The sequence below is a fragment of the Adlercreutzia wanghongyangiae genome (assembly GCF_035989245.1).
GTDB lineage: Bacteria > Actinomycetota > Coriobacteriia > Coriobacteriales > Eggerthellaceae > Adlercreutzia > Adlercreutzia wanghongyangiae.
The window spans coordinates 52,739-77,263 of the sequence record NZ_JAYMFF010000007.1 but is presented as its reverse complement, the minus strand read 5'-3'; the positions used below and the strand labels follow the sequence as shown (position 1 = coordinate 77,263).

22 protein-coding genes are annotated in these 24,525 nt (G+C 59.4%); 16 read left to right on the top strand and 6 right to left on the bottom strand.

From position 1 onward, the window contains the following. Positions 1-31 precede the first annotated feature (31 nt). The 6 genes from VIN30_RS04485 (at position 32) to VIN30_RS04460 (ending at position 4,724) form a co-directional block, all read left to right on the top strand. Positions 32-874 carry a LicD family protein gene (locus VIN30_RS04485; protein WP_338209619.1) on the top strand — a complete coding sequence of 281 codons (843 nt, stop codon included), beginning with the start codon at positions 32-34 and terminating at the stop codon, positions 872-874. Then, the gene (locus VIN30_RS04480) at positions 871-1,584 is read left to right on the top strand and encodes a glycosyltransferase family 2 protein (protein ID WP_338209617.1); all 714 of its coding nucleotides are present in this window, start codon (positions 871-873) and stop codon (positions 1,582-1,584) included. The genes VIN30_RS04485 and VIN30_RS04480 overlap by 4 nt, the downstream gene beginning before the upstream one ends. Beyond that, on the top strand, positions 1,584-1,967 hold the full coding sequence (locus VIN30_RS04475; protein WP_338209615.1) for a DUF2304 domain-containing protein: 384 nt from the start codon (positions 1,584-1,586) through the stop codon (positions 1,965-1,967). Before VIN30_RS04480 ends, VIN30_RS04475 begins: the two co-directional genes overlap by 1 nt. Positions 1,968-1,976: 9 nt before the next feature. Further along, positions 1,977-3,377, top strand: coding sequence for a lipopolysaccharide biosynthesis protein (locus tag VIN30_RS04470; protein WP_338209613.1), 1,401 nt, complete (start codon positions 1,977-1,979; stop codon positions 3,375-3,377). A 103-nt stretch (positions 3,378-3,480) separates the two neighbouring features. Continuing rightward, on the top strand, positions 3,481-3,906 hold the full coding sequence (tagD, locus tag VIN30_RS04465) for a glycerol-3-phosphate cytidylyltransferase (RefSeq protein ID WP_326426677.1): 426 nt from the start codon (positions 3,481-3,483) through the stop codon (positions 3,904-3,906). Positions 3,907-3,947: 41 nt separating this feature from the next. Next, a complete protein-coding gene (locus VIN30_RS04460; protein WP_338209610.1) occupies positions 3,948-4,724 on the top strand; it encodes a LicD family protein in 777 nt (258 codons plus the stop codon). 54 nt (positions 4,725-4,778) lie between these two features. Here VIN30_RS04460 and VIN30_RS04455 read toward each other — a convergent pair whose 3' ends face one another. Continuing rightward, a complete protein-coding gene (locus VIN30_RS04455; RefSeq protein WP_338209608.1) occupies positions 4,779-6,485 on the bottom strand; it encodes a L,D-transpeptidase family protein in 1,707 nt (568 codons plus the stop codon). A 199-nt stretch (positions 6,486-6,684) separates the two neighbouring features. Between VIN30_RS04455 and VIN30_RS04450 the strand changes: the two genes are divergently transcribed. Then, positions 6,685-8,583 (top strand): GH25 family lysozyme, encoded by a 1,899-nt coding sequence (locus tag VIN30_RS04450; RefSeq protein WP_338209606.1) that lies wholly within the window; start codon positions 6,685-6,687, stop codon positions 8,581-8,583. A 360-nt stretch (positions 8,584-8,943) separates the two neighbouring features. Further along, on the top strand, positions 8,944-9,771 hold the full coding sequence (locus VIN30_RS04445) for an N-acetylmuramoyl-L-alanine amidase family protein (protein ID WP_338209604.1): 828 nt from the start codon (positions 8,944-8,946) through the stop codon (positions 9,769-9,771). Between the two features lie 86 nt (positions 9,772-9,857). Here the strand turns inward: VIN30_RS04445 and VIN30_RS04440 are convergent, their stop codons facing one another. The 3 genes from VIN30_RS04440 to VIN30_RS04430 all read right to left on the bottom strand — a co-directional run bounded on the left by VIN30_RS04440 (position 9,858) and on the right by VIN30_RS04430 (position 13,820). Further along, on the bottom strand, positions 9,858-10,802 hold the full coding sequence (locus VIN30_RS04440; RefSeq protein WP_338209602.1) for a DMT family transporter: 945 nt from the start codon (positions 10,800-10,802) through the stop codon (positions 9,858-9,860). Between the two features lie 3 nt (positions 10,803-10,805). After that, positions 10,806-12,587: a phosphotransferase gene (locus tag VIN30_RS04435; RefSeq protein WP_338209600.1), complete on the bottom strand. Its 1,782-nt coding sequence runs from the start codon at positions 12,585-12,587 to the stop codon at positions 10,806-10,808. Between the two features lie 135 nt (positions 12,588-12,722). After that, positions 12,723-13,820: an acyltransferase family protein gene (locus VIN30_RS04430; protein WP_338209598.1), complete on the bottom strand. Its 1,098-nt coding sequence runs from the start codon at positions 13,818-13,820 to the stop codon at positions 12,723-12,725. Positions 13,821-14,025: 205 nt separating this feature from the next. Here VIN30_RS04430 and VIN30_RS04425 point away from each other — a divergent pair, with 205 nt between their 5' ends. Then, positions 14,026-14,718, top strand: a complete 693-nt coding sequence (locus VIN30_RS04425; protein ID WP_338209596.1) for a flavin reductase — start codon at positions 14,026-14,028, stop codon at positions 14,716-14,718. A gap of 171 nt (positions 14,719-14,889) precedes the next feature. Here the strand turns inward: VIN30_RS04425 and VIN30_RS04420 are convergent, their stop codons facing one another. Beyond that, a complete protein-coding gene (locus VIN30_RS04420; protein ID WP_338209594.1) occupies positions 14,890-15,258 on the bottom strand; it encodes an Hpt domain-containing protein in 369 nt (122 codons plus the stop codon). Positions 15,259-15,512: 254 nt separating this feature from the next. Next, positions 15,513-16,658: a tRNA guanosine(34) transglycosylase Tgt gene (tgt, locus tag VIN30_RS04415; protein ID WP_338209592.1), complete on the bottom strand. Its 1,146-nt coding sequence runs from the start codon at positions 16,656-16,658 to the stop codon at positions 15,513-15,515. Positions 16,659-16,940: 282 nt separating this feature from the next. Between tgt and queA the strand changes: the two genes are divergently transcribed. The 7 genes from queA to VIN30_RS04380 all read left to right on the top strand — a co-directional run bounded on the left by queA (position 16,941) and on the right by VIN30_RS04380 (position 24,475). After that, a complete protein-coding gene (queA, locus tag VIN30_RS04410) occupies positions 16,941-18,038 on the top strand; it encodes a tRNA preQ1(34) S-adenosylmethionine ribosyltransferase-isomerase QueA (RefSeq protein WP_338209590.1) in 1,098 nt (365 codons plus the stop codon). A 140-nt stretch (positions 18,039-18,178) separates the two neighbouring features. Then, the gene (locus VIN30_RS04405) at positions 18,179-18,820 is read left to right on the top strand and encodes a hypothetical protein (RefSeq protein ID WP_338209588.1); all 642 of its coding nucleotides are present in this window, start codon (positions 18,179-18,181) and stop codon (positions 18,818-18,820) included. A gap of 309 nt (positions 18,821-19,129) precedes the next feature. After that, positions 19,130-21,817 (top strand): protein translocase subunit SecD, encoded by a 2,688-nt coding sequence (gene secD, locus VIN30_RS04400; RefSeq protein WP_338209586.1) that lies wholly within the window; start codon positions 19,130-19,132, stop codon positions 21,815-21,817. Further along, a complete protein-coding gene (locus tag VIN30_RS04395; RefSeq protein WP_326425969.1) occupies positions 21,817-22,140 on the top strand; it encodes a DUF1292 domain-containing protein in 324 nt (107 codons plus the stop codon). The genes secD and VIN30_RS04395 overlap by 1 nt, the downstream gene beginning before the upstream one ends. 24 nt (positions 22,141-22,164) lie before the next feature. Then, positions 22,165-22,389, top strand: a complete 225-nt coding sequence (locus tag VIN30_RS04390; RefSeq protein WP_326425971.1) for a response regulator transcription factor — start codon at positions 22,165-22,167, stop codon at positions 22,387-22,389. Positions 22,390-22,578: 189 nt separating this feature from the next. Then, entirely contained in the window at positions 22,579-23,412 is an 834-nt protein-coding gene (locus VIN30_RS04385; protein ID WP_338209582.1) for a hypothetical protein, read from the top strand. Positions 23,413-23,416: 4 nt separating this feature from the next. Then, a complete protein-coding gene (locus VIN30_RS04380; RefSeq protein WP_338209580.1) occupies positions 23,417-24,475 on the top strand; it encodes a glutamyl-tRNA reductase in 1,059 nt (352 codons plus the stop codon). Positions 24,476-24,525 lie beyond the last annotated feature (50 nt).

The window sequence follows — 24,525 nt, the reverse complement described above, 5'->3', positions numbered from 1 at the left end:
ATACTAGTGGTGGGAGCAGAAAAGGACGGGCATGGACCAACACGACCTTGCCAAAGTTAAGGCAATCGAATTGGAGATACTCGACGAGTTTCTTCGTTTGGCGGACAAGCACGATCTCGTTTACTTCCTTACGGCGGGAACGTGCTTGGGGGCCGTTCGCCATCGGGGGTTCATTCCCTGGGACGACGACATCGATATCGGCATGCCCCGATCGGAGTACGAGCGTTTTGAGCGCATCGCGCAGGACGAGCTTGACGAGCGTTACGTGTACCAAACAATGGATACCGAGCCTCAGTGTGGTTTTGTCTTTGGCAAGATACGGGCCAAGAATACCGTGCTATCGGAAAACTACTCGTATCACTTGCCTATGTCCCAAGGAGTGTGGGTGGATATCTTTCCCTTTGACGAGATGCCAGATGATCCCGGCCAAAGGAAGGCTCTCTATCGGAAGGTAGCTTTCTTGCGCAATCTGTATATTGTGAAATGCGGATATCGCATGCCTGAGGGCAGGGGGGCGCTTTTCCCCCTTGCCTATTATGGGGCCAAGGCGGTGAGTGCGTTTGTTCCCCGAAAGCGCCTGATCGGCGCGCTGAAGAAAGCTATGACTCAATATCGCGATCAGTCGGTGGGCAACTTTTATAATTACGGTACCGCCTACGCTTCGGGCAAGGAGCTCATCCCCCGGGAGGTGCTGTTCGAATGCGTTGAGGCGGATTTCGAGGGCCGTTCGTGCAAGGTGCCCCGCGACACGGATGTGTTCCTCACTCATTTGTACGGAGACTATATGACCCTTCCCCCTGAAGAGAAACGTGTTGGCGGTATGCACCACATTCACGAGTTTTCCGATAATCGAGTTGCGCAGGAGGAGCGATGAAGATGCCCGAGGAGTCAAAGGCTCGCGTTCTCGCGATTATTCCTGCCTACAACGAGGAAGAGAACATCGTAGCCACCGTTGAGGATCTGAGGCGCAATGCTCCCGGAGTTGATTATCTCGTGATCGACGATGGATCAACCGATGCGACGGCACGTATATGTGCCGAGCGTGGGTTCAGTCATGTGTCACTGCCGGTGAATCTCGGTCTTGCCGGGGGTTTTCAGACGGGAATGAAATACGCCTTTGCGCGCGGCTATGACTACGCCATACAATTCGATGCCGATGGCCAGCATTCTGCTGCTTACGTTTGGCCCATGGTGGAGGAGGCTCAGCGCACGGGAGCCGACATTATCATAGGCTCACGATTCTGCGCTCAGAAGAAGCCCGTTTCCGCACGTATGGTGGGATCGGCTTTGATCACTTGCATGATACGCTTGACTACGGGCCGAAAGATTCAAGATCCTACCTCTGGGATGCGTCTGTTCGACCGAGAAATGATTCGGCAGTTTGCCCATAAATTCGACTACACGCCCGAGCCCGATACTATTGCGCTTGCCATTCGCAATGGGGCGGACGTGCGGGAGATGCAGGTGGAGATGCGAGACCGTGTTGCGGGAGAGAGCTATTTGAGTTTTACCAAATCGATCTCCTATATGTTGCGTGCATGCATATCCATTTTGTTCGTGCAATGGTTCAGGAGGGAGGGCTAATGTACTGGGTGGCACTTGTTCTGGGCGCTATTTTCACGCTCGTGTATGTTGTTCTCAAAATTCGATCAAACCAGATGAGCACAGCTGATGCTGTTTTCTGGTTCGTGCTGTCTTTCTGCATGGTCGTAATGGCCCTTGTGCCGGGGGTTGCCTTTTTCTTCTCGGATACCCTCGGCTTCCTCTCCACGGCCAACTTCATCTTCCTCTGCATCTTGGCGGTGCTGATGTACCATCAGTTGTCGATGTCGGTGAAGGTGGCTCGACTGCAGAACAAACTCAGCCAGCTGACCCAGGCGATTGCTCTGTCGCAAGTGCAGGCGGAGAGAGGCGATGCCGATTCGGCGCTCGACTCAACCGCTGCGAATGATGGGTGCCGAGAGTAGCTTTTCCTAATGAACTATCGTTCCATACTCTCGAATTTCTCTGTGGCTTTGGGGGCACAGGGGCTCAGTACGCTCGTCGGCCTTCTCACATCGCTGATTGTGCCAAAGCTGCTCGGCATCGACGAATTTGGGTATTGGCAGCTCTTTATCTTCTATACTACGTATCTCGCCCTCTTCACACTGGGGCTTAACGACGGCGTGTATCTGACGGAGGGCGGCAAGCGGAGGTCCGAAACCTGCAAGAAGCAGCTTGCCTCTCAGTTTTGGGTTGAGTGCAGCTACCAGTGCGTATTCGCGGCCCTTATTGTTGCCGTGGCCTTATCGGGGGCTTTCGGGGAAGATCGCTCCTTCGTTCTGCTGATGACGGCGCTGTACCTCCTGTTGAACAACGCATCGAATTTCTTTGGCTATCTTTTCCAAGCCATGAACGAGTCGAAACTCTATTCTGTCTCGACCATGATCAACTGCACGGCATTCCTTGCGCCTCTGCTTGTTATGCTTGCCGTGGGGGACAGCGACTTCAGGCATTATATTTTCTTCTATACGATTGCGCGTTTTGCCTCGTTGGGGTTCTCCGTCTGGAAAGGACGCGATTTTCTGCAAGCCGGTGTTGTTGATGTGCAAACGGCTTTGTCGCTCTGCTGGTCCAGCATGAAGGCGGGGAGCAAGCTCCTGCTGTCGACGACAGCGGGAACGCTCATTCTGGGTGTTGCGCGATTTATGGTAGATGCCAATTGGGGCATTGAGGAGTTCAGCATTGTATCTCTAGCTGTTTCCATTACTTCGTTTGTCATGACCTTGGTTTCGCAGGCGAGTATGGTTCTGTTTCCGGCGTTGCGCCAGGCTGACAGGGATGAGGCCGTCGGTTTTTACGTGGCTGCCCGTAACGGCCTCGACGTCCTGCTCCCCCTTACGTACATCCTCTATGCGCCTCTGGTAACGGTGCTTACTTGGTGGCTGCCCCAATATGAGGCGAGTTTCGCGCTTTTCGCGTTGCTCATGCCTCTTTGTGTGTTCAACAGTAAGATGGGAGTGGTGGGAAACACTTTTTTGTGGGTGCTTCGCAAGGAAGGTAAATTGCTTGCCATTAATGTTGTCACGCTTTGCGTGAGTGCTTTGTTCTCGGTTGTCGGAACATTCTGCTTCCATTCCATCGAGATCATCTTCGGCGGAGCTGTCGCGGCGGTGATCGGGCGTTGTGTTTACACCGAACGATTCATTGAGAATGAGTTTGGCGTGTGCGAGCGAGGTTCCATAGGCGGTGCAATCGCGGTGACCATCTGTTTTGTCATTGCCTCGATCGTGTTGCCCCTTTGGATGGCCTGGGCGCTCATGGTGGCTGTCTGCAGTGTGTATGGCTTGCTCAACTTAAGGCGGTTGAAGCATGTGCTTGGTTTTCTAAGGTCATAGGGTTTCGGTCTGTTTAAGGGCGTCGGTGCGATACAAGCTATAATGTGGCACGGAGCGAATCGTTGTTGAGAGTGCGGTAGAGGCTCGTTGAAAGTTAGGCATTATGAAGAGAATTCTCACCTATGGCACATACGACCTGTTGCATTACGGGCATATCCGGTTATTGAAGCGCGCAAAGGAGTTGGGGGACTATCTCATTGTCGCGGTGTCTTCCGACGAGTTTAACGCGGAAAAGGGCAAGCGTGCTTACCACAATTTCGAGACACGCAAGGAAATGCTCGAGGCTATTCGCTATGTAGACTTGGTCATTCCTGAGTCCACGTGGGATCAAAAGCGGGATGATGTGTCTCGTTACGAGGTTGACGTGGTCGTGATGGGGGGCGATTGGGAGGGTGATCCGCGGTTCGAGTGCCTGCGAGATTGTTGTGACGTGGTGTACCTTGACCGTACGCCCGGCGTCTCCACTTCCCAAATAAAGGAAGAATTGAACTTGACGACGGGCGATACCGGAAACTTGTTTAGGCACTAGGAGCTTTTATGAGGGAACTGAGTCGCCGCGAGGCACAAGAGGTGGAAATCAAGCTCCTTGAGGAATTTGCAGATATTTGCGATCAACGGGGACTGCGGTACTATCTGGCCTACGGCACCCTGATAGGGGCAGCGCGCCATGAGGGGTTTGTCCCTTGGGATGATGACGTGGATGTCATGATGCCGCGGGAAGATTTTGAACGGCTGCGTGCCGAGTTCGACGCATGGCGGCTGCGTCCTACGTCTCAATTCGTGCATTGTCGTGACGGGCGGTCGCGGTTTCCCTTTGGTAGGATTATCGATACCCGTACGCTTGTCGATGAGAATTACTGTGAAGGCGGGGAGGAGCTGGGGGCCTGGATCGACGTGTTTCCCCTTGATGATATGCCCCGGCATGCGAGCGGTCTGTTCAGGCGCGTTGCCTATTGGAACGCCGCGCGTATGCTTGCAGTTTCCGATGCGCAAAAGGGAGCTTCGGCGGTGAGTCGCATAGCGAAGAGGGTCCTCGTCCCCCTATATCGTCGCAAAGGCTCCGTGCACTATGCCCAGAAAATGGATGAGGCGGTTTTGAGGTGGCGGGATGCCGACTCGTCATGCTATGCGGAGATATTGGGGGTTACGGAGCGGAAGAAGGCCCTGCCTAAAGAGTGGTTCGAGCCAGCTATGTTGCCTTTCGAGCTGCGGGACTATTGCGTTCCCTCGAATTACGATGCTGTTTTAACTTCATGCTATGGGGATTGGCGGGAGCTCCCTCCAGAGGATAAACGCATTCCGCATCCTATGAAGATTTATCTCAAAGACGATGCATCTCTCGACTAAAAAGACCCGCGCGAATGATTTGCGCGGGTCTTTTTCAGTTGGCTTGGGCGGCTCTTACCACACATATACTTTCGTGTTAGATGGGATGTTGTCGTAGATCCACTTGGCGTTGCCAAGTTCCAGGCGAACACATCCGTGGGAGAGGGGCATGCCCACGCGGCCGTCGGCGATTGAGGAGGGGGTGGGCAGCTGGCGGTAAAGAACCGAGTGGAACAGGTAGTTCCCCTTGAACTGAGTGTAGTAGAAGCAGCGAATGCCGTTGTTATCGAAGTAGTATCCACGTGAGCCCACGGTGAAGCGGCCTTTTACCGTGGGAGTGGAAGCCTTGCCCGGAGCACAATCCCAGAGGTGCTGCAGCTTCCAGTTCCATTGCGAGCCGTAGAACACGCCCACTTTGCATCGCTTGGTGTCCACGAGAATGAGCCAGTTGGTGGCGCTGGTCTCCGGCTGCGCCCATTTGGTGAAAAGCTCGTCGGTGTTATCGGAGCCCGTCCATACGCCGCTGCCGTTGAAGTAGTGGGTTTTGTTGCCGATGGAGTAGGTGCCGGTTACCATGGCACCCGACCCCTTCAGGTAGTACCACTTGTCGCCCAGCTGCAGCCAGCCGGTGGCCATGGCGCCCGATTCGCGCAGGTAGTACCAGCTGCCGCCGACCTTCTTCCAGCCCTTGGCCATGGAGCCGTTGCCGTTCAGGTAGTACCACTTGCCGCCCGACTTCTGCCAGCCGGTGGCCATGGCACCCGACCCCTTCAGGTAGTACCACTTGTCGCCCAGCTGCAGCCAGCCGGTGGCCATGGCGCCCGATTCGCGCAGGTAGTACCAGCTGCCGCCGACCTTCTTCCAGCCCTTGGCCATGGAGCCGTTGCCGTTCAGGTAGTACCACTTGCCGCCCGACTTCTGCCAGCCGGTGGCCATGGCACCCGACCCCTTCAGGTAGTACCACTTGTCGCCCAGCTGCAGCCAGCCGGTGGCCATGGCGCCCGATTCGCGCAGGTAGTACCAGCTGCCGCCGACCTTCTTCCAGCCCTTGGCCATGGAGCCGTTGCCGTTCAGGTAGTACCACTTGCCGCCCGACTTCTGCCAGCCGGTGGCCATGGCACCCGACCCCTTCAGGTAGTACCAGGTTCCGTCCAGTTCCACCCAGCCGGTGGCCATCTTCCCGTTGTCGGAAGGCTCAAGCCAGTACCAGGTTCCTTTTTCCTTGAACCAGCCGGTGCGCACGATGCCGCTTGCGGTGAAATTGCGCCATGCTCCACCTATTTTCTTCCATCCGTTCGCCTGCATGGCTCCGGAGCTGGTGGCGTAGTAGAGAGCACCCGAGTCATCGCGGAAAAAGCCGGTGGCCATTGTGCCATCGTTTTGCGGGTCGAGCCAGTACCAGGTTCCCTTTAGCTTGAGCCACCCGGTGCGGGCGCTTCCGTCGGTGTTTCCATAGCGCCAGGTGCCGTCATCCAGTTTGTTCCATCCCGCTTTAAGGGTGATAACGGGCTTTGCCGGCTCGGCGGGCTCGGGCTTAGGTGTAGGCTCGGGTTTGGGATCGGGGGTCGGCGTTGGCTCGGGTGTCGGAGCGGGATCGGGGGCGTCCGGCGTGGTGGTGTCGCCCGCATCTGCGTCGCCAGTGGCCGTGTCGGTAGTCTGGACGCCCTCTTCCGCCCACGCGAATTGAGGGGAGGCGAGAGCCGCTGCCGGGATGCCGCCGAATGCGAGGAGCAGTGAGAGACCGCATGCTCCCAGCAGGCTCGTTCGTTTTGCGCTGTACATAATTCTCCTTCTTTCTGACACCCTGCCGATAAGATTGATTCCCTTGTGGACTTGGGCAAATTATCGGTTTGTAACCCTTTTGTAAGATGTTATCATAGGCGCGCAAACTAAGGCTGAAATGATCGACAAATGTAGCACGGCCTCGCTCGACTGCCCTCATTGCCAATGGGGTACGTGCTCATGGTCGAGGAGGTGATTGATGTCTATGCGGAAAACTAGCAGCCGGGCCGCAACCGTCCTTCTCTCTGCAATACTTGCCGGATCGTTGGTTCCCTCGGCGGCTTTTGCCGTCGGCGATGAATTGAATGGCGATGAAGGTACGCTTCCTCCTGTCTCCGATATGGGAGTGGGTGATGCTGCCGAAAGTTGGCGCTACTTCGACGGCGTTCCGGACAATGTTCTTCTGGAGGCCTATGAGGATCAGGGCGTTGCGCTCATGGGGGCTTTCGACGATGTCGATAGCTCGTATCGTTCCACGTGGTCGAAAAGCGACGGTGTGGGAAAATACACCTATCGGAAGACGCCCATGGAGGCTGGCACCACCATTACGGTGCCTGGTGTGAAAGAAGTGGGCATTGATGTTTCCTACTACAACAACGAGAAGAACGGGAAGTACAGTGCCATCGATTGGGCGAAAGTGAAGTCGGATGGCATCACCTTCGCGGTCATACGCTGCGGCGACGGTCCGAGCTTCGATGACCCTTGGTTCGTGAAGAACATTCAAGCAGCGAAGCAGCAGGGCATCAAGGTGGGCGTCTATCTCTACGCGCGTGCTCAGAAACTGACCGGTGAAGGTAAATCGGTTGAGAATGAGGTAAATCATACGCTTCGCCAGCTGAATGCTGCTGGCATCAAGCCGTCCGATCTGGAGCTTCCGATTTACTACGATATGGAAGACAAATCCCAGCGTTCGTTGGGCAGCGAGCTTCTCGGCAAGATCGCCAAGGCCTATTGCGATGGATTGCAGGCACAGGGCTATCGCGTGGGCATTTACGCAAATCAAGATTGGTTCAACAACGTTCTGACTGACCCCGTTTTCTCGGCCGAGAACATGCAACGAGCCGGCTGGTCGCGGTGGGTGGCACGCTATTCCTGGGGTTCGTCGAGCTGCGGAGTGAGCAACACCGACATGTGGCAGTTTACGAGCATCGGCTTGGTCAACGGCACGCCGCGCAAGTACTGCGACGTGAACTTCTCTTACGTTGACTTCCAGGCGACAACACCTGGAGAGGTGACGTGGGAGCAGGTCGGAAATACGTGGTACCTCAAGGATTCCGCAGATCGCAATTTGGTCGGCTGGCAACGTGTGAAAGACAAGCAGTATTACCTCAATGCTGACGGTTCGATGCAGACTGGATGGCTGAAGCTTGGGGAGGCCTGGTACTATTTCGGCGGCCCTAACGACGGGGCTATGAAGACGGGCTGGCAAAAGGTCGGCGGCGTGTGGTATTACATGAACACGGTCGGCGTGATGCAGACTGGCTGGCAAACCATTGACGGCAAGCGTTATTACTTGAATCCCTCGTCTGGGGCTATGGTAACGGGTACGCAGACGATCAACGGCAAGGTGTACGTTTTTGCGAGTTCCGGAGAACTGCTGGGCGATGGCTCGAGCGCCTCGGGCGCCACTTGGGTTAAAAGTGGCGGTAAGTGGTATCTGCGAGATGGCGCCGGCAACAATAAGACCGGCTGGCAGAAGGTCAAGGGCACGTGGTACTACATGGCATCGAACGGTGTGATGCAGACCGGCTGGCAAAAGGTGGGCGGCACCTGGTATTACCTGAAGAGTTCAGGAGCCATGGCGACCGGCTGGCAGAAGATTAAGGGTACCTGGTACTACCTCAAGTCGTCGGGTGCCATGGCCACCGGTTGGCAGAAGGTGGGCGGCAAATGGTACTACTTGAAGAGCTCGGGTGCCATGGCCACCGGCTGGCAGAAGGTGGGCGGTGTGTGGTATCACCTGAAGAGCTCGGGTGCCATGTCGGCCAACTGCTGGGTAGGTAACTACTATCTTACGAGCTCGGGTGCGATGGCCACTAATACCTGGATTGGTAAATATCACGTAAACAGTTCTGGTCTGTGGGATAAAACACGGTAAGCCGTGCGTGCATGCATGCAATGTGAGAAGGGGCGACCTCGCTTGGTCGCCCCTTCTTGTTGTTGGACAAAGGAGGTTGTCTGTCCCGTTCTGAAAGATGATCGAAAAGGTAAATATGTGCTAATCTGATGGAGTCCGATCAGCCAATGTTCCGAAGACAAGAACATGTGAACGAGGAGAGTGATGATTATGGCTGATATGTCATCAGGGAAGACGATGCTTTTACAGGGAAAGGAGGTGAAGCTGGGCGTTTGGTGTGCTGTTCTGACGGCCGCTCTCGCACTTGTGCTTGCGGCGCCGTTCTCGGCATTTGCTGACGAGGTTTACGCGGCTCCAAGTGCCGTTGACGGAGGCGGAGTCGTGGCGTTAGACAACGAAGACGACTTTGACTACGATTTCCAGCTGGGCTATTGGATGCGCTCCTCTAATGGCAAGTGGTGGTTCGAGTATGAGGATGGCACCTATGCCGTGGGACCTGCCGTCATTGAGACTGACGGCACCTATGCAGTGTACTATTTCGACAAGTCTGGTTGGATGGTCACCGGCTGGTATAAGGAAAACGGCGACTGGTTCTACTTCAAGCCTTCGGGCGCTCTGGCCACTGGCTGGCAGAAAGTCGGCGGAAAGTGGTATTACCTCAGCCCCGAGAACGGGGTTATGCTGAAGGGGTGGCAGCAGATTGGCGGCAAGTGGTATCGTCTCAACGGCTCCGGCGCCATGCTGACCGGCTGGCAGAAGGTCGGCGGCTCGTGGTATTACCTGAATGGGGCCGGCGATATGGCTACTGGCTGGAAGAAGGTCGGCGGAAAGTGGTATTACCTGAATGAATCTGGCGCTATGCTTACGGGCTGGCGGGAGATTAACGGTACGTGGTATCACCTGAACAACTCGGGGGCTATGTCTTCCAGTCGTTGGGTGGGCAACTACTACGTGAACGGCTCGGGCGCGATGGTTACCAATGCCTGGGTTGGCAAATACTATGTGGGGTCTGATGGCAAGTGGATTCCCAATTACTCTGCCGGCAATTCCTCCAACAACGCTACCGTATTCTGGGTTGCCGGGGGAGATGTTTATCACTCAACGAGCGATTGCCCCTCTCTGGCGCGTTCCAAGAATATTAAATCGGGCACGGTGTCTGACGCAAATGGCGCGGGCAAGAAGCGTGCTTGCTCTAATTGCTTCCACTAGTACCAGTCTGGTCTGAAAGCTCAGAAGGGGGCGCAGGCTATAGCCTGCGCCCCCTTCTTTCCGGGGTCGGTTGGTTGTGCGGCAGCCTATACCTCCAGCTTCTTCCGGCTGAACAGTTCCTTCCAGTCGCAGGCGGCCAGGATGGTGCCGGCGAGGATGGCAACGCAGCAGATGATTTCCACAGGGCCGGGAATGGTGCCCAGCAAGATGAGGCCGAACAGCACGGCCCAGGCCGAGTAGGAAATGTTCAGCGCCATGCCCTTGGCGGCACCGATAGTGGCGATGCCCTTGTAGTAGAACAGGTACGAGCACGTGCCAGCGAGGGCTGCCAGAGCCACAACGCCCACACCGATATTGGGAAGCGCGTTCCAGGTAAAGGCCCAGGCGCCGAAGATGGGCAACACGATGAAGAGGTAGACGAGCGCCGAGGTGGTCTCGCGAATCTGCAGCGCCGTCTCGTTATCCACGGCATCGTCGCGCATGCCCCAGGCGCACAGTACCGCCTCCGACCCCCAGCCCACGACGGTGACAATGGCGGCCGTCAGACCGATGAGGGGGTCGCCCGGCACGCTGGTGTCGGCAGAGAGGTATCCCATGGCGATAATGCCTCCCAGGGCGACGAATAGGGCTACCAGGCGTCCCGGGGTGATCTTTTCCTTCAGCAGCAGCACGGCCATCAACGTGCCGAAGGCGGGGTAGAATGACGAGATGATGGCTGTGTAGCCCGCGCCAATGTTGTTGATGGCGATCACATAGCCCGTCATGCCCAAGGGGCCGCCCAACAGGGCTCCCAGCATGACCACCTTGCCGCTCCGTGTTTTCAGGGCCGCTAGCGTATCGCCCAGGCGTCCCCGCACGCCCATGTATAGGAGCAACCACAGCGCACAGAACACATCGTGCAGGGCAGAGCTGACGATCGCGCCCAGGGTGATGGCCTCAATAGTTCCGATGAAGGGAACCATGGTCAGAGCAATACCCAGGATCACCGTGTCAAGGCCCCACAGGCAGCCGCTCAAAAGTCCGTACTTCATAACCTATCCTTCCGTGTAGAACGATTCGTCGTACCAGTGCAACACTTTCTTCAAGTACCTCTTCGCATAGTTGTAATAGAGGTAGAGCCACTCGCCGACGAAGTCGCCCTCGGCTTCTTTTACGAGGCTCCAGACATACCAGCACCACCCTGCCAAGGCCACATAGGCGAAGTTATGGCGCACCTCTTCAAAAGTGGGCTTGCGGTCGAAATAGTGCTCCAGGGCACGTAGCGCCTCCTGCTCGTTGCATTCGCAGCACACCACGTAGGTGCCGAAGTCGCTGGCGTAATCGGCCATGCCCGAATACTCCCAATCAATGAGGTAGAGGTGGTCGCTGCCGTCAATGAGAAAGTTCAGGTAGAAAAAGTCATTGTGGGTGAGGCATATGGGTGCTCCGTCGGCGTCGGCATATTCTTTGACGCGTCGGGCCATGTCGGCCATTTCGTGATATCCGGGGACGTCGATGGGGCCATGCTCTTGCAGCAGCCGCTCGTAGCGTTTGCTTTCGGTGTAGAAATCGAAGGTGTTGTCCACGGTGGCGTCCGATTCGTGAATTCTACGGGCGATGCGCATGGCGCGAGCCACTTCGGCGTCGTTGCGCGGATCGAGGTTGCGCGCCTCGGGAATAAACCGGGAGATTTTCCATCCTCGTTCGTCTTCATAGATGAAGGTATCGTCTATGCCAAGGTCGTGGGCGATTTTCTGAGCGGCAGTCTCGCTTGTTCGATCGATCATCGACTCGGTGCCGATGCCCGGATGGCGGTACACGTATTCGCCATTTTGGGTGGCGAAGTGGCAGGAGAGGTTGGTGAGGCCTTGCTTCAGGGGGTACACATCGTGGATCTCGTTTTTGCTGCAGCCGAGCACTTCCACGATGTTGTCGAATACCTCCGAATCGAGGTTTTCCAAGAAAAGGGGATCGAACTCACGCACCTCGTCCAGGCTGTCGAACTCGAAGATGGTACCGGCAGGGTAGCGTCGCGCCGTCATGTCCAGTTCCTTGATGTGGTCGAGATAGATGTGCTCCCACAGTTTGTCGACGGTGGCGGGGTTGTCGTAGACGGCGTCCAACAGCGGGACGTAGGCATTCGAGAAGGCGCGATCGAAATAGACGTGGCCGATCATGTACCAGGCGTCTGACCCTCCGATGGTTACGGAGGTGATGCGGTCGTGGGCGCCTGTGCTGACGCACCATTCGGCTGTGGGTCCCTCGGCGTATTCCACGGCGTAGTAGGCCTTCCACACGTAGGGCTCGAAGGGATTCTCGGTGAAGTAGTCATCCGACGAGCAGATATAAGTGTTACCCAGGCGGTCTTCCACCCGCTTGATGGATGAGCTGTTGTTTCGTGAAGCGTAGTCGGGGTTCACCACGATGGACACCCCGAATTTGTCTTCCAGGTAAAAGAAGTACTCCTTCTTGTACCCCACGACTACGATAATATCGGTGATGCCCGCAGCTAGCAGCTGCTCGATCTGACGCTCGATGAGCACCTCGCCGCGCACCTTCAGGAGTCCCTTGGGCTTTTCATAGGAAATGGGGGCGAAACGAGATGAGAGCCCTGCGGCCAGGATGATGGCGTTGTCTACTTTGTAGGGAGCAAGCGCGCTCGCGGCTTCGGCGGTCGGCTCGCCATTGCGAATGAGCCCCGCTGCAACAAGAGACTTTTTAGCAGCGTTCACGCTTCCCAGTGAAAGCCCTGTTGCGTTAACGATTTTTCGCTGAGCACAGCCCGGATGCAGGGTGATCTCCCGCAAAACCAAGAACTCGCTTCTTGTAAGATCCATAATGTCGTGATTCCTTTGATGGTTCAGAGCCTCTTCTTCTGGAATCATTCTGAAGTAAAATGTTCAATATTTCAATATGTATTAGAGAAATGAACAAATTAGCATACGAGTGGTGCTATACGGCGGACCGTTTTGCTATTTGCCGATGGTTGACAGCCAGGTGTCGGCTTTGGCGAAGGCGGGGGAGAAGCGGCGGCCCATCCATGCGAACAGCGGGGTTTCCAGCCAGGTGCGGCGTGCGGTGTCGACGAGGGCGCCGACGATGTACGCGGCTACGGCGATGCCGATGCCCGCCGCTAGGATGGCAAGGGGGCCCGCGGCGTATACGGCGGCGAAGTGCGGCCACAGCCACGCGCGCATGATGGGGTTGTCGTGAATGAGGTACACGCCCAGTGCCGAAGCCGCCGCTGTGTTGATCCAGGGCACGCATCCGATGTCCAGCTTCTGGAAGGCTCGGAACGTGCCGACCGAAGCCACGAAGGTGGGCACCATGTACTGCCAGATGAAGTAGTCGGGCAGGATGCGGTCGAAGCCGCTCGTCTGCTGGGCCCAGCCGATAACGGCCATGCTGGCCCACACAAAGGCGACGCCGCCCGCAATGGCCCAGCCGCCCATCTTCTTCGTGAACCGCGTGGGGTCGAGGACGCAAAACCCCGCTTTCGCGTGGCCGTCGGCCTGCTCGCGCAGCCAGCCGCCCAACAGGTACAGGTAGAAGAACCACACCAGGTCGGATCCAATGGGGTTGAAGGTGCACACGGTGGGAATAAGCGACAGCGCCACGAATCCTGCGGCCATAAGGCGACTCTTGCCGGTGCCGCTCAGGTGCTGGTACAGCAAGTTCAAAAACGGGCTTATCACCATCATCGCCAGATAGCAGGTGATGAACCAGTATTCGCCCGACATCACGGGCAGCAGCGCTTTCTCCAGCTTGGCCTGAGTTACCAATTCGGGCTGCGCCAGCAGGAAGATGCCCAGGATGACAAACGAGTAGAACCACGTTTCGAACACAATGCGCAGAAGCGACGTTACCTTCAGCGGCCGGCGCACCATGAAGTACCCCGTGATCATCACGAAGCAGTTCACGCCCAGCTTCCCCCCGAAGCTGAGCATGTCGACGGCTATTTGGGAGGCCAAGGGCCCGTCTTCGGGCCAGGGGCCGTGCACGCTGAAGTGGAACAGGGCGATCATGATCATGCTGGCGATGCGCAGAAGCTCGATGTTGGACTGTCTCACAGGGATTCCTCTTTCGCCGCGTCTCTCGTGTCGGGATGCGGATTGGCTACGGATTAGCTACGGACAAAGTATAACGGCCACGGTCATGATAGGCTCGGTTGTTGAGAAGTTGTCGCCCGGTTTCGCGTGCGCGAGCTTCAAGGGCGCGCTGCTTTGCGGCCGTGCTTTCCGGCACGCGCTGCCCCTATCCGAAAGGAGACGCATTATGATCGATCGTAAGGCCTTCCGCTCGCTCAGCTCGGGGCTGTACCTCATCACCGCGCGCGACGGTGATGCCAAATTCGGCTGCGTGGTGAACACGCTGGTGCAGGTGGCCAGCGAGCCGCCCACGCTGTCGGTGTCGCTGAATAAGGAAAATGCCACGGCCCGGGCCATTCTGGATGCCGGCCGTTTCGCCGCCACCGTGCTGGCCCAGGATGCTCCCATGGAGCTGATCGGCACCTTCGGGTTCCACACCTCCATCGAGCTGGACAAGTTCGCGGATTGCAACCATGCTCTGGACGGCTCGGAGGTGCCCTATGTGACCGAGCACGGCTTGGCGCGGTTCTCGGTGTTCGTGACCGAGACTATCGATGTGGGCAGCCACTATCTGTTCGTGGGCACGGTGGAAGAGGCCGAGGTTCTGGAAACGGGCGATCCGCTCACCTACGCGTACTACCATGCGGTGAAGGGCGGCAAGACGCCTCCGAAGGCCGCCACCTACAACGGCGGCGACGAGGCGGCCCCTGCCGGGGTGTCGGCGACGCCCTCGGGGGCTCCCGAGGCGGGCAAGCGCATCGCCTGGCGCTGCATGGTGTGCGGCTACATCGAGGAGGGCTACCCGGAGGGACTACCCGAGGGCTACACCTGTCCCATTTGCGGGGCCACCCGCGACATGTTCGAGCGCATCGAGCTGTAGCGGTCCGATGCCTGGCGATGCGGTGCCGGCGGCGGGGCCGCATCGCCAGGTTGATGCCGGTAAGGGAGCGCCGCTCTTGCTGCCCCGGCCTCGCTATCGATTCTCTTCCGCACAAAAAAGCGACCGCCGCGGCGGTCGCTTTCAGTTCGGGGTAACGGTGCTGCCGAGCGGCTACAGTTCGCCGTTTTGCCAGGCCTCGAGGCCCTGGATAACCAGCTTGTGGGCCTCTTCCACCTGGGGCAGGTAATCGATGGCGGCATCGGACTCGCCGGCGTACAGGGCGTCGGACACCAGCGCGGCCGTCCGGAACAGGTCTTTGAACGACAGGTTGCCGGCCACGCCCTTCAGCGCGTGGGCCTCGCTGTAGCCGTCGGAGAAATCGTGGGCCTCGATGGCGGCCTGCAGTCCCACCAAATGGCTGTCGTCCAGGTATTTCAGAGCCAAGCGCTCGTACAGCTCGGCGTTGTCGCCGAAACGGTCCATGGCATCTACGTAATCGATGCCGTAGGGCGCCAGCTTGTCTGCGAGGGAAGTGGTCATGGCAATCATTCCTTTCAACTGTGACGAGGGTTCGCGCCGGGGCGCGCCGCCGTCCCAGTTCCTCTGCGAAAATGGTTTGGCTGCTCGTCTGACACTGGAGTTCAGTTTAACGTCTCGTAACGGAGATGTCAGCGTTTGGCAGGAGCTGTTTACGTTCCGTAGACGGCTGTCAACAAGCTGTAATCTGCCGTTAGGAAAACGGTTATGTTCTTTGAGGGATCCTTTGCGACGAGGGCTTTCCCCGTCGGAGCGCCCTAGTAGTCGGCCGCTGCGTCCGAATCCATCCACGCCTGATAGAACTCCTCGTAGGCGTCGGCCAGCACGGCCTCGCGTGCGCGACGCATGAGGTCCAGCAGGAAGTGCAGGTTGTGCACCGACAGCAGCATGGCCCCCAGCATCTCGTTCTGCTTCACCAGATGGCGCAGGTAGGCGCGCGTGTAGTTTGTGCAGGTGGGGCAGTCGCAGGTGGGGTCGAGCGGCGTGAAGTCGCGAGCGTACTTGGCGTTGCGCATGTTCATGCGGCCTGTGCTGGAAAACGCCGTGCCCATGCGCGCGGTGCGGGTGGGCAGCACGCAGTCGAACATGTCCACGCCCTCGCGCACGGCACGCACGAGGGTAGTCGGGTTGCCTACGCCCATGAGGTAGCGGGGCCGGTCGGCGGGGCAGGCCCGGGCCACGTCCCCCAAGGTCTCGAACATCACTTCGTGATCCTCGCCCACGGAGTATCCGCCGATGCCGAAGCCGCCGAAGCGCCGCCCGCCCGCGGCCAGCGACTCGTCTTCAATCTCGCGCAGGCGTCGCACGCTTTCCAAGCGCAGATCCAGATGCATGCCGCCCTGTACGATGCCGAAGAGCGTCTGGTCGGGACGCGTGTGCGCCGCCAGGCAGCGGCGCGCCCAAGCGCTGGAGTAGTCCACGGCCTTCGCCACGAACTCGCGGGTGGCGGGATAGGGCGCGCACTGATCCAGCTGCATGGCGATGTCGGCGCCGATGAGCTCCTGGATGCGCATGTTCTCCTCGGGGCTCCAGTGAATGTTGCTGCCGTCGTAGATGGACTTGAAGGTGACCCCGTCGTCCGACAGCTTCACGGTGTCGGCCAGGCTGAACACCTGGAACCCGCCCGAGTCGGTGAGCATGGGGCCGTCGTAGTTCATGAAGCGGTGGATGCCGCCGGCCTCGGCCACGAGTTCCGCGCCGGGGCGCATGGCGAGGTGGTAGGTGTTCGCGAGCACTACCTGGCTGCCCAGATCGTGCAGCTGGTCTACGGTAACGCCCTTCACCGTGGCCGACGTGCCCACGGGCATGAACATGGGGGTATGGAAGTCGCCATGGGCGGTGGTGTAGGTGAGCGCGCGGGCGTGCCCGCTGGTCGCGTCGCAGGTGCAATCGAAGAGGGCCATCTTGCAGTCCTAACAGTAGTGGCGCTCATGCGTCGAGGGGGTGCTCGCAGCCCGCTGAACGCTTTTCCCGCGGCGAACGCGACGAAGGAATCAGCGAAGATGACGCACGCGAGTCGGTACTATCCCGGAATCGCTGCTGCTGGAGTGGAAGCTGATTCTTGAGCGTCGCGTTCTCTGCGGGGCGTTCAGAGGCCTGCGAGCACCCCCTCGACGCATGGACGACGCATGGTCTTAAGAGGTCATGGTAGTATAGCGCTCACTTAATTGTGAAGGAGCTTTTTCATGAGAACCGATGATTTCGACTACAACTTGCCCGAGGAGCTCATCGCTCAGGAGCCCGCGGCTGTGCGCGACGAGTGTCGGATGCTGGTGATGGATCGCGAGAGCGGGGAAGTGGAGGATCGGATCTTCCGGGATATTGCGGAATATCTGCGACCGGGTGATTTGCTCGTGGCCAACGAGACCCGCGTCATGCCGGCGCGCCTTCTGGGCGCCAAGCGGGGCACGGGCGGCGCGGCCGAGGTGTTTTTGCTGCGCGAGTGCGGCGGTCCCGAACCGCGGACGAACCGGTTGGCCTTCTGGGAGGTGCTCGTGCGTCCGGGCAAGCGACTGAAGCCGGGTGCTGGTGCCGTGGTGGACTTCACGGATGCTGCGGGAGAAGTGGTGCTGTCGGCCGAGATTATCGACTGGGCGCGTTGCGGCCAGCGCGGCGAGCGCGTGGCGCGGCTTTCCACCCCGCTGCCCTCGCTGGACGAGGCGCTGCACGCCGTGGGCCACACGCCGCTGCCTCCCTACATCCGCGATTACGCCGGCGACGAGGAGTTGTACCAGACGGTGTACTCCCGCCGCGAGAGCTCGGCGGCGGCTCCTACGGCGGGCCTGCATTTCACGCCCGAGCTCATCGAGCGCTTGCGCGAGCAGGGCGTGGGCTGGGCTACGGTGGAACTTGAGGTGGGCCTGGACACCTTCCGCGTGGTGGACGAGGACGACCCGGAGAAGCACGTCATTCACACGGAGTTCTACACGGTACCGCAGGCTACGGTGGACGCGGTGAACGCGACCCGCGCTGCGGGCGGACGCGTGGTAGCGGTGGGCACTACCAGCGTGCGCAGCCTGGAAAGCGCCTGGGATCCTGCGACCGACGGTGGCCGTGGGGCGCTCGTGGCTCGCGATCGCGAGGCCACGAGCCTCTATATCCTGCCGGGATACCAGTTTCACGTGGTGGACGCGCTCGTCACCAACTTCCACGTGCCGCGCAGCACCCTCATGATGCTCGTGTCGGCCTTCAGCAGCCGCGAGCACCTGCTGGCCGCCTACGACCACGCCATCGCCGAGCGCTACCGCCTCCTCTCCTTCGGCGACGCCATGTTCCTGCACTGACGAAAATTGCTCGAACTCCGAGGGCTCCCGTCTTTGCAGTCCCTGAGGGATGGAATCGGTCTTCTTGGTTGAATTATAGACTTGATTACAATATCGAAATATGATATAAAATATAATTATTTCTAATAAAGGGGGAGGGCATGAAGCGGTTTGCCGTGTTGGCTGTGACCGTCGTTGCGGTGTTCGCTCTTATACTATGCGTACCCTTTCAATTGGATGGGAAATACCGAACTAGTCTTATCGAGATGCTTGTTGTGCGTAATGATGCGGCGATTGCAATCGTCGATTTTGGTCCTTCTCGGCTTCGCGCTGCGTGTGATCGTGGGGCCGATTCTTCGTTTGAGTTGGGGGCGGCCATACCGGTTTACCGGATAACTGGTGCGGGTGTCGAGCAAGAGGATTCCCATCAATATCCGATTTATTGCGGAGGGAGCCCCATTGCTTTGATTAGTTCGAACCCATTTGCGGTCTGGCGGGAGGATGGGCGACTCCAGTATTGTGGTTATATGTTCTCTGAGCTAAGTGAAAGCGAGAAAAGTGTTTTATCGGCAACGGGGTCATGCGCCTTCGTTTTGATCGGTCCGTCAAGCGGGGAAACTGATTCAGCGGGGGAGGTACTGGAAATCGAAGAATGGATTGTGTCATCAGATTTGCAATGCGCTCCAGTTACAGGGGCCCAAATCGAGGGTCAAATGAACCAAGCTGCGTTCATGAGCTTCCAAAGTGATGCTGCTGACCATTTAAAGTTTTCTGACGGAAACATTCGAATGCCAATTTTCTAAGAAAGGGGGATTGCGGGATTTCAGCCTACTGGTGTTTGCCCTAATCCCTAAGAAAAGAGCCCATGCTCGTCCCCTCGATGATATGGTGTATTACTGAGGGGACGAGTTTGGACTTGACGAAAGATGCTCCGGTTATTTCTGACAGCCGGCTTGGTGCTTCGATTTATTGCGAATACGGAATAAGGCGTTGACCATCTGTTGATTTGTGGCATACTGGGCAAGTTAACGTGAATGCACGCTGGCGTCGTGCGCCTTGGGGCATTCATGCAGGAGAAACGCACTTGAGCAACTGAGCAAGGACATCAACTTATGGGACTGGAACGCAACGTCAAGAAGAAGCCGACCCGCGCGCATGATCGCCGCAACGTCTGGCTTCTGATCCTCACCACGCTTCTCATCGTCGTATCGGTGGTGCTGTTCGTGCCGCCGCAGGACAAGATCAACCAGGGTCTGGACATCCAGGGCGGTCTGTCGGTGGTGCTTACGGCAAAATCCACCGACGGCGAGGCGGTCACCCCCGAGGACATGGAGAAGTCCCGCGCCATCATCGAGAGCCGCGTGAACGCGCTCGGCGCCTCCGAGGCCACGGTGCAGGAGCAGGGCACCGATCAGATTCTCGTGCAGATTCCGGGCTTGTCGGACACCGAGGAGGCCCTGGCCACCATCGGGCGCACCGGCTCGTTGGAGTTCGCCCGCCTGGACTCGTTCACCGATGAGGACGTGAAGGAGGCCATCGAGAACAACCAGTACGCCGGCGAGGGCACTGTGACCGACGAGTTCGGCAATGTGTTTCCCTCGGGTAAGTCGGAGCACCTTGAGGTGCAGCCCGGCACCTATACGCCCATCGTCACCGGCGCCGACATCACGAACGTGACCATCGGCAAGGCAAGCGAGACCTCCAGCGACTACGCCGTGAACATCGACTTGAACAGCCAAGGCGCCGAGGCCTTCGCCCAGGCCAGTCGCGATCTGGTGGCCGATCACGGCCTCATCGTGATCATCCTGGACGGCGAGGTGCAGTCGGCCCCGGCCATCCAGTCCGAGATTCCCAACGGCCATGTGCAGATCACCGGCCACTACACGCTGGACGAGGCCAAGAACCTGCAGACCATCCTGGAGTCCGGCTCGCTGCCGGTGTCCTTCGAGTACGCCCAGTCCCAGGTGGTCGGTCCTACCCTCGGCCAGGATGCGCTGTTCTCGGGCGTTATCGTGGCACTGATCGGCCTGGCTGTGGTCATGCTGTACTTGCTGCTGTTCTACAAGGGCCTGGGCCTCATCACGGCGGCGGCCATGGCTGTGTTCGCCGTGCTGTACCTGGGCATCCTGGCGGCGCTTTCCGCCTTCCATCTGTTCAGCCTGTCGCTGGCGGGCATTGCCGGCATCGTGCTGACCATCGGTATGGCGGCCGACTCGTCCATCCTCACCGTGGAGCGCTTCCGCGAGGAGATTCGCATGGGCCGCTCGGTGAAGGCGGCGTCCATCACCGGTGTGAAGCACGCCATCTTCACCTCCATCGACGCCGACCTGGTGACCATGGTGTCGGCGCTGTGCTTGTTCTTCCTGGCCGCCTCGTCGGTTAAGGGCTTCGGCATGACGCTGGCGCTGGGCATCATCTGCGACATCGTGATGATGCTCATCTTCAAGGCGCCGCTCATTCGCCTGCTGGCGCCGAAGGTGATCGCGAAGCATCCCGGCTTCTGGGGCATTAAGGACTCCATCGATGCCTCGAAGGGCTATGCCGAGCTGGCTGCCGCCGAGGGCGTGTCCGAGCGCGAGGCCGAGACCGGCAGCCAGATGAACGCCGCCGAGACGCGTGCCATCGTGGATGCCGACGACCCGGCCGATGCCTCGCAGACCGTGCGCGCCGTGCGCAAGATCAAGGGCCGCTTCATCAAGCACGACATCAACTTCCTCGGCTATCGCCGGGTGTTCCTCACGGCGGCGGCTGTGGCCATGGCGCTCTGCTTTGTCGTGGTAGGCGTGCGCGGCCTGAACTTCGGCATCGAGTTCGTGGGCGGCACTTCGGTGGCCTTCCACGGCACGGGCGATGTGACCATCGAGCAGATGCGCGACGCCATGACCGACGCCGGCGAGCCCGACGCGGTCATCCAGACCACCGAGACCAACGGCGAGCCCGGCTTCCTGGTGCGCACCACCACCACGAGCCCTGAGGAAGCCACAGCCCACGCCACCCAGGCTGCCGAGGCCGTGGGGCTTACCACGAGCGACTTCGAGGTGACCACTATCGGGCCCGACTGGGGTGCGAGCGTTATCCAAAGCTCGCTGATCGCCTTCCTCGTGTCCATCCTGCTCATCATCGTGTACATCGCCATCCGCTTCGAGTATAAGATGGGCGTCATGGCCATCGTGGCGCTGCTGCACGACCTCATCTTGGTGGTGGGCATCTACGCGCTGGTGGGCCGCGAGGTGAACCCGAACACCATCGCCGCCCTGCTCACCATCCTGGGCTACTCGCTCTACGACACGGTGGTCGTGTTCCACCGCATCAACGACAACATGAAGGGCGAGGATATCCGCTGCACCTTCATGACCATGGCCAACCACTCCATGAACCAGGTGTTCATCCGCACCATCAACACCACGCTCACCTCGTTCATCCCGGTGTTCGCCATGCTGCTGTTCGGCGGCGAGACGCTGAAGGACTTCGCCTTCGCCATGGCCATCGGCCTTATCGCCGGCTCTTACTCGTCCATCGCCATCGCCTGCCCGCTCTACTGCATGTGGAAGACGCGCGAGCCGAAGTTCGCGAAGCTGCAGAAGAAGTACGGCACCGAGATCGGCCGCTTCGAGTTCGATCACTCCGCCTCCACGGGCATCGCCCAGGTGCCGCTCGCGCGCCTGGAGGCTCAGCGGGCCGAGGTTGAGGCCACGGCGGTTGTCGATGGCGGCGAGACGCTGCCTGCGGGCAAGCATGCGGCCAAGCCCAAGAAGGCCGACAACAAGAAGAAAAAGCACAAGCACGGAAGGGCCCAGTAATGGTACGCGAAGGTTCTGCTCCGAATTTCTGTCCGCCCACCGAGGAGGGCATCACCATCACGCTCGTCGACGAGAAGGGCGACGAGGTAGAGCTGGAGTTTCTCGGCCTGGTGCTGAAGGGGGAAAGCTCGTTCGGGTTCTTCTTCCCTGTGGATGACGATCATCCGGCTACCTCTTCCGGCGAAGTGGTGGTGCTGGAAGTGACCGAGGTGGACGAGGAGGGTCAGCCGGCCTCCTTCGAGCTGGTGGACGACGAGGTGATCGCCGCCGAGGCCTATGCCGACTTCCAAGAGGCCGCGAAGGACCTGTACGACTTCGCCTAGGCGGGGTTGCACGGAGGCGTCGCGATGATCCTCGTCACCGATCCCGACCATGCTCTCACGCTGCGCGAGCAGCAGATCCTCTACTACATTGCCGGCGGTCTCTCGAATAAGGAGATCGCCGGTCGTCTTACGCTGTCCGAGCAGACCGTGAAGGCGCACCTCTCCCATATGACGGCGAAATCGGGTCGTGCCAACCGGGCGGCGCTCGTGGCCTATGGCTTCGAGACAGGCGTGCTGCGCCGCTGCTAGGCGGGGGGGTGCTCGCGGTGTGGCTCCGCACCGCTGGTGCGCGCTGAGGTCACTTCGGTGGTGCGGGGCGCAGGTTGCGTCGCCGAATGGGGCGCAGGCGCCTACGGATACGTAGCCCGTTCGGGCGATGACGGCGTGGGGGCGCCTCTACTATGATGGGGTCAGACGGAGAGGACGGCTGGCAGTTCCATGGTCATATTCTATGCGGAAATACTTTGCGCTCTGCTCTACGGCATTGCGAGCGCCCTGGCGGCTCACGGCATCCTGCGCGATCGTGCGGCGAGCGCCCGGTTGGCTCAGATCGTGTTCCTTGTGGCGGCAGGACTGCACTCGGTGGTAATCGGCATGGAGTCTGTTTCCACCGATGGCACACTGCTCTCGGGTCCGAACATCATCATGCTGGCATCCTGGGTGCTTGCGGTGGTCACTTCCGTGGGACTGGTGGTCACCAAGCGGGGCCTCGGGTTCGCCTTGGCTGTGGGACCGGTGGTGGCTCTGCTCATCGTGGTGTCCCAGTGGTTGAAAATCCTGGACCCGACGGCGGCTGACAACATGGCCTTCTACCAGTGGCCCCTGCTCGTGCCCCACATTGTGCTCGTATTCATTGCCTGCGCCTGCTTCGCGGTGAGCGCGGCGGCATCGGGTATGCTGTTGTACCAGCGGCGCCTCATGGCACGGCGCTCGGCGAAGCTGTTCTCGCTTGCCACCCCGGCCTTCGACACGCTGACCACTATCGCCCGTTGGTCTGCCCTGGTGGGGCTGATAGTGTTCTCGGGTGCCATGCTCATCGGCTTCACGCACATGGTTGCCCTTTCGGCCGCCATGGCCCAGTCCCATTGCGTGGGAGGCATCGGGTATCTTTGGCCGCGCATCGCCCTGTCCCTTCTTGTGGCGGCGGCGTGGGGCGCCTATGCCGTTCTTTCCTTTCTCGCGCCTTGCGCGGTGGGCACTCGTGCCCGAGCCCTGCTCTCCATCGGCGGTTTCGCAACCACCATCGCGCTGATCGCCTTGTCGGCCGGGTGACGCCATGACTCTGGTAATGGTCGGCGTGAATCCCCGTAGAGCGCCATTTTCCTTGCTCGTTCGCTCGCTGGAGGCTGCCGAGGCGCGCGGGGCCGTCCTTTGCCGACTTGCCGGCCACCGCAGCGTGGAGGAGGTTTTGCTGCTGACGTCGGAAGAGCGCATGGAGGCCTATGCCGTGGTAGAGGACGGCACTGACGCCTATGATGTGATTCTCTCGCAGATGGTTGCCGCGGGGGTGCTTTCGGCGGACGGAATGGCCCATGGCTATTTCGCGGAAGGTGTCGACGCGGCCGCTCATCTGTTTGCAGCCGTCGGCAGTGTTGACGAGTTTGCGCAGTCCGGAGAAGAGACGGCCGATAGTTTTGCGATGGCTGCCTCGGCCTCGCGGGCCCAGGGCGCGCTGGGGCCGTGGCTCGAGGGGCTCGTCGCCGCTGTTCGTGCGCTTGCAGGGCGTCTGGAGGCTTTGGACGCGGGGGAATCGACCGGTGCCTTGGGCGCGACGGTGGCTGAGTTGACGCATCGCGTGTTCGACCATCTTGGTCGTCGCCGTGCGCTTGTGGTGGGCTCGGGCGCGCTGCCTGTGGCGACCGCCTCTGCTTTGGTTGATGCTGGCGTGGGTCATCTTACGTGGGTGGGTATGCGGGATGGCTTGGAGACGTCGGGTGCTGGTTCTTCGCCGCTGGACGCCGGAGACGTGCTGCTCCCGTCCGGCGCGTCTGCGTCGACCGCTTTTGCCGCGGCTTCGCCCGAGGCGTTGCCCGTGATGCTCGGAAACGCCGATATCGTGGTAGTGGCTCCGGGTGTTGTGCCCGTGCTGGACAAGCGCCTGGTAAAGACCGCTATGCGCACGCGGCGCGGTCGGCCAATGCTGCTTGTGGACGTGTCCGAGGGCACGCCCGCCATCGATGATCGGGTAGCCTCCGTTGACGACGCCTTCCTCTACAGCCGCGCCGATTTGGTGCGACTCACCGGTGATGCTCCCTGGGCCCGCGCGAACAGCGGCAGGCTTCGCGATGCCGCCGTCGCCGAGGCCGTTCGCAGCTTCTCATATCAGTTAGTGTAGGCATACTTTTTATGGTCCGCACCTAGACCGTTCGGGTGATGTGGGCCTGC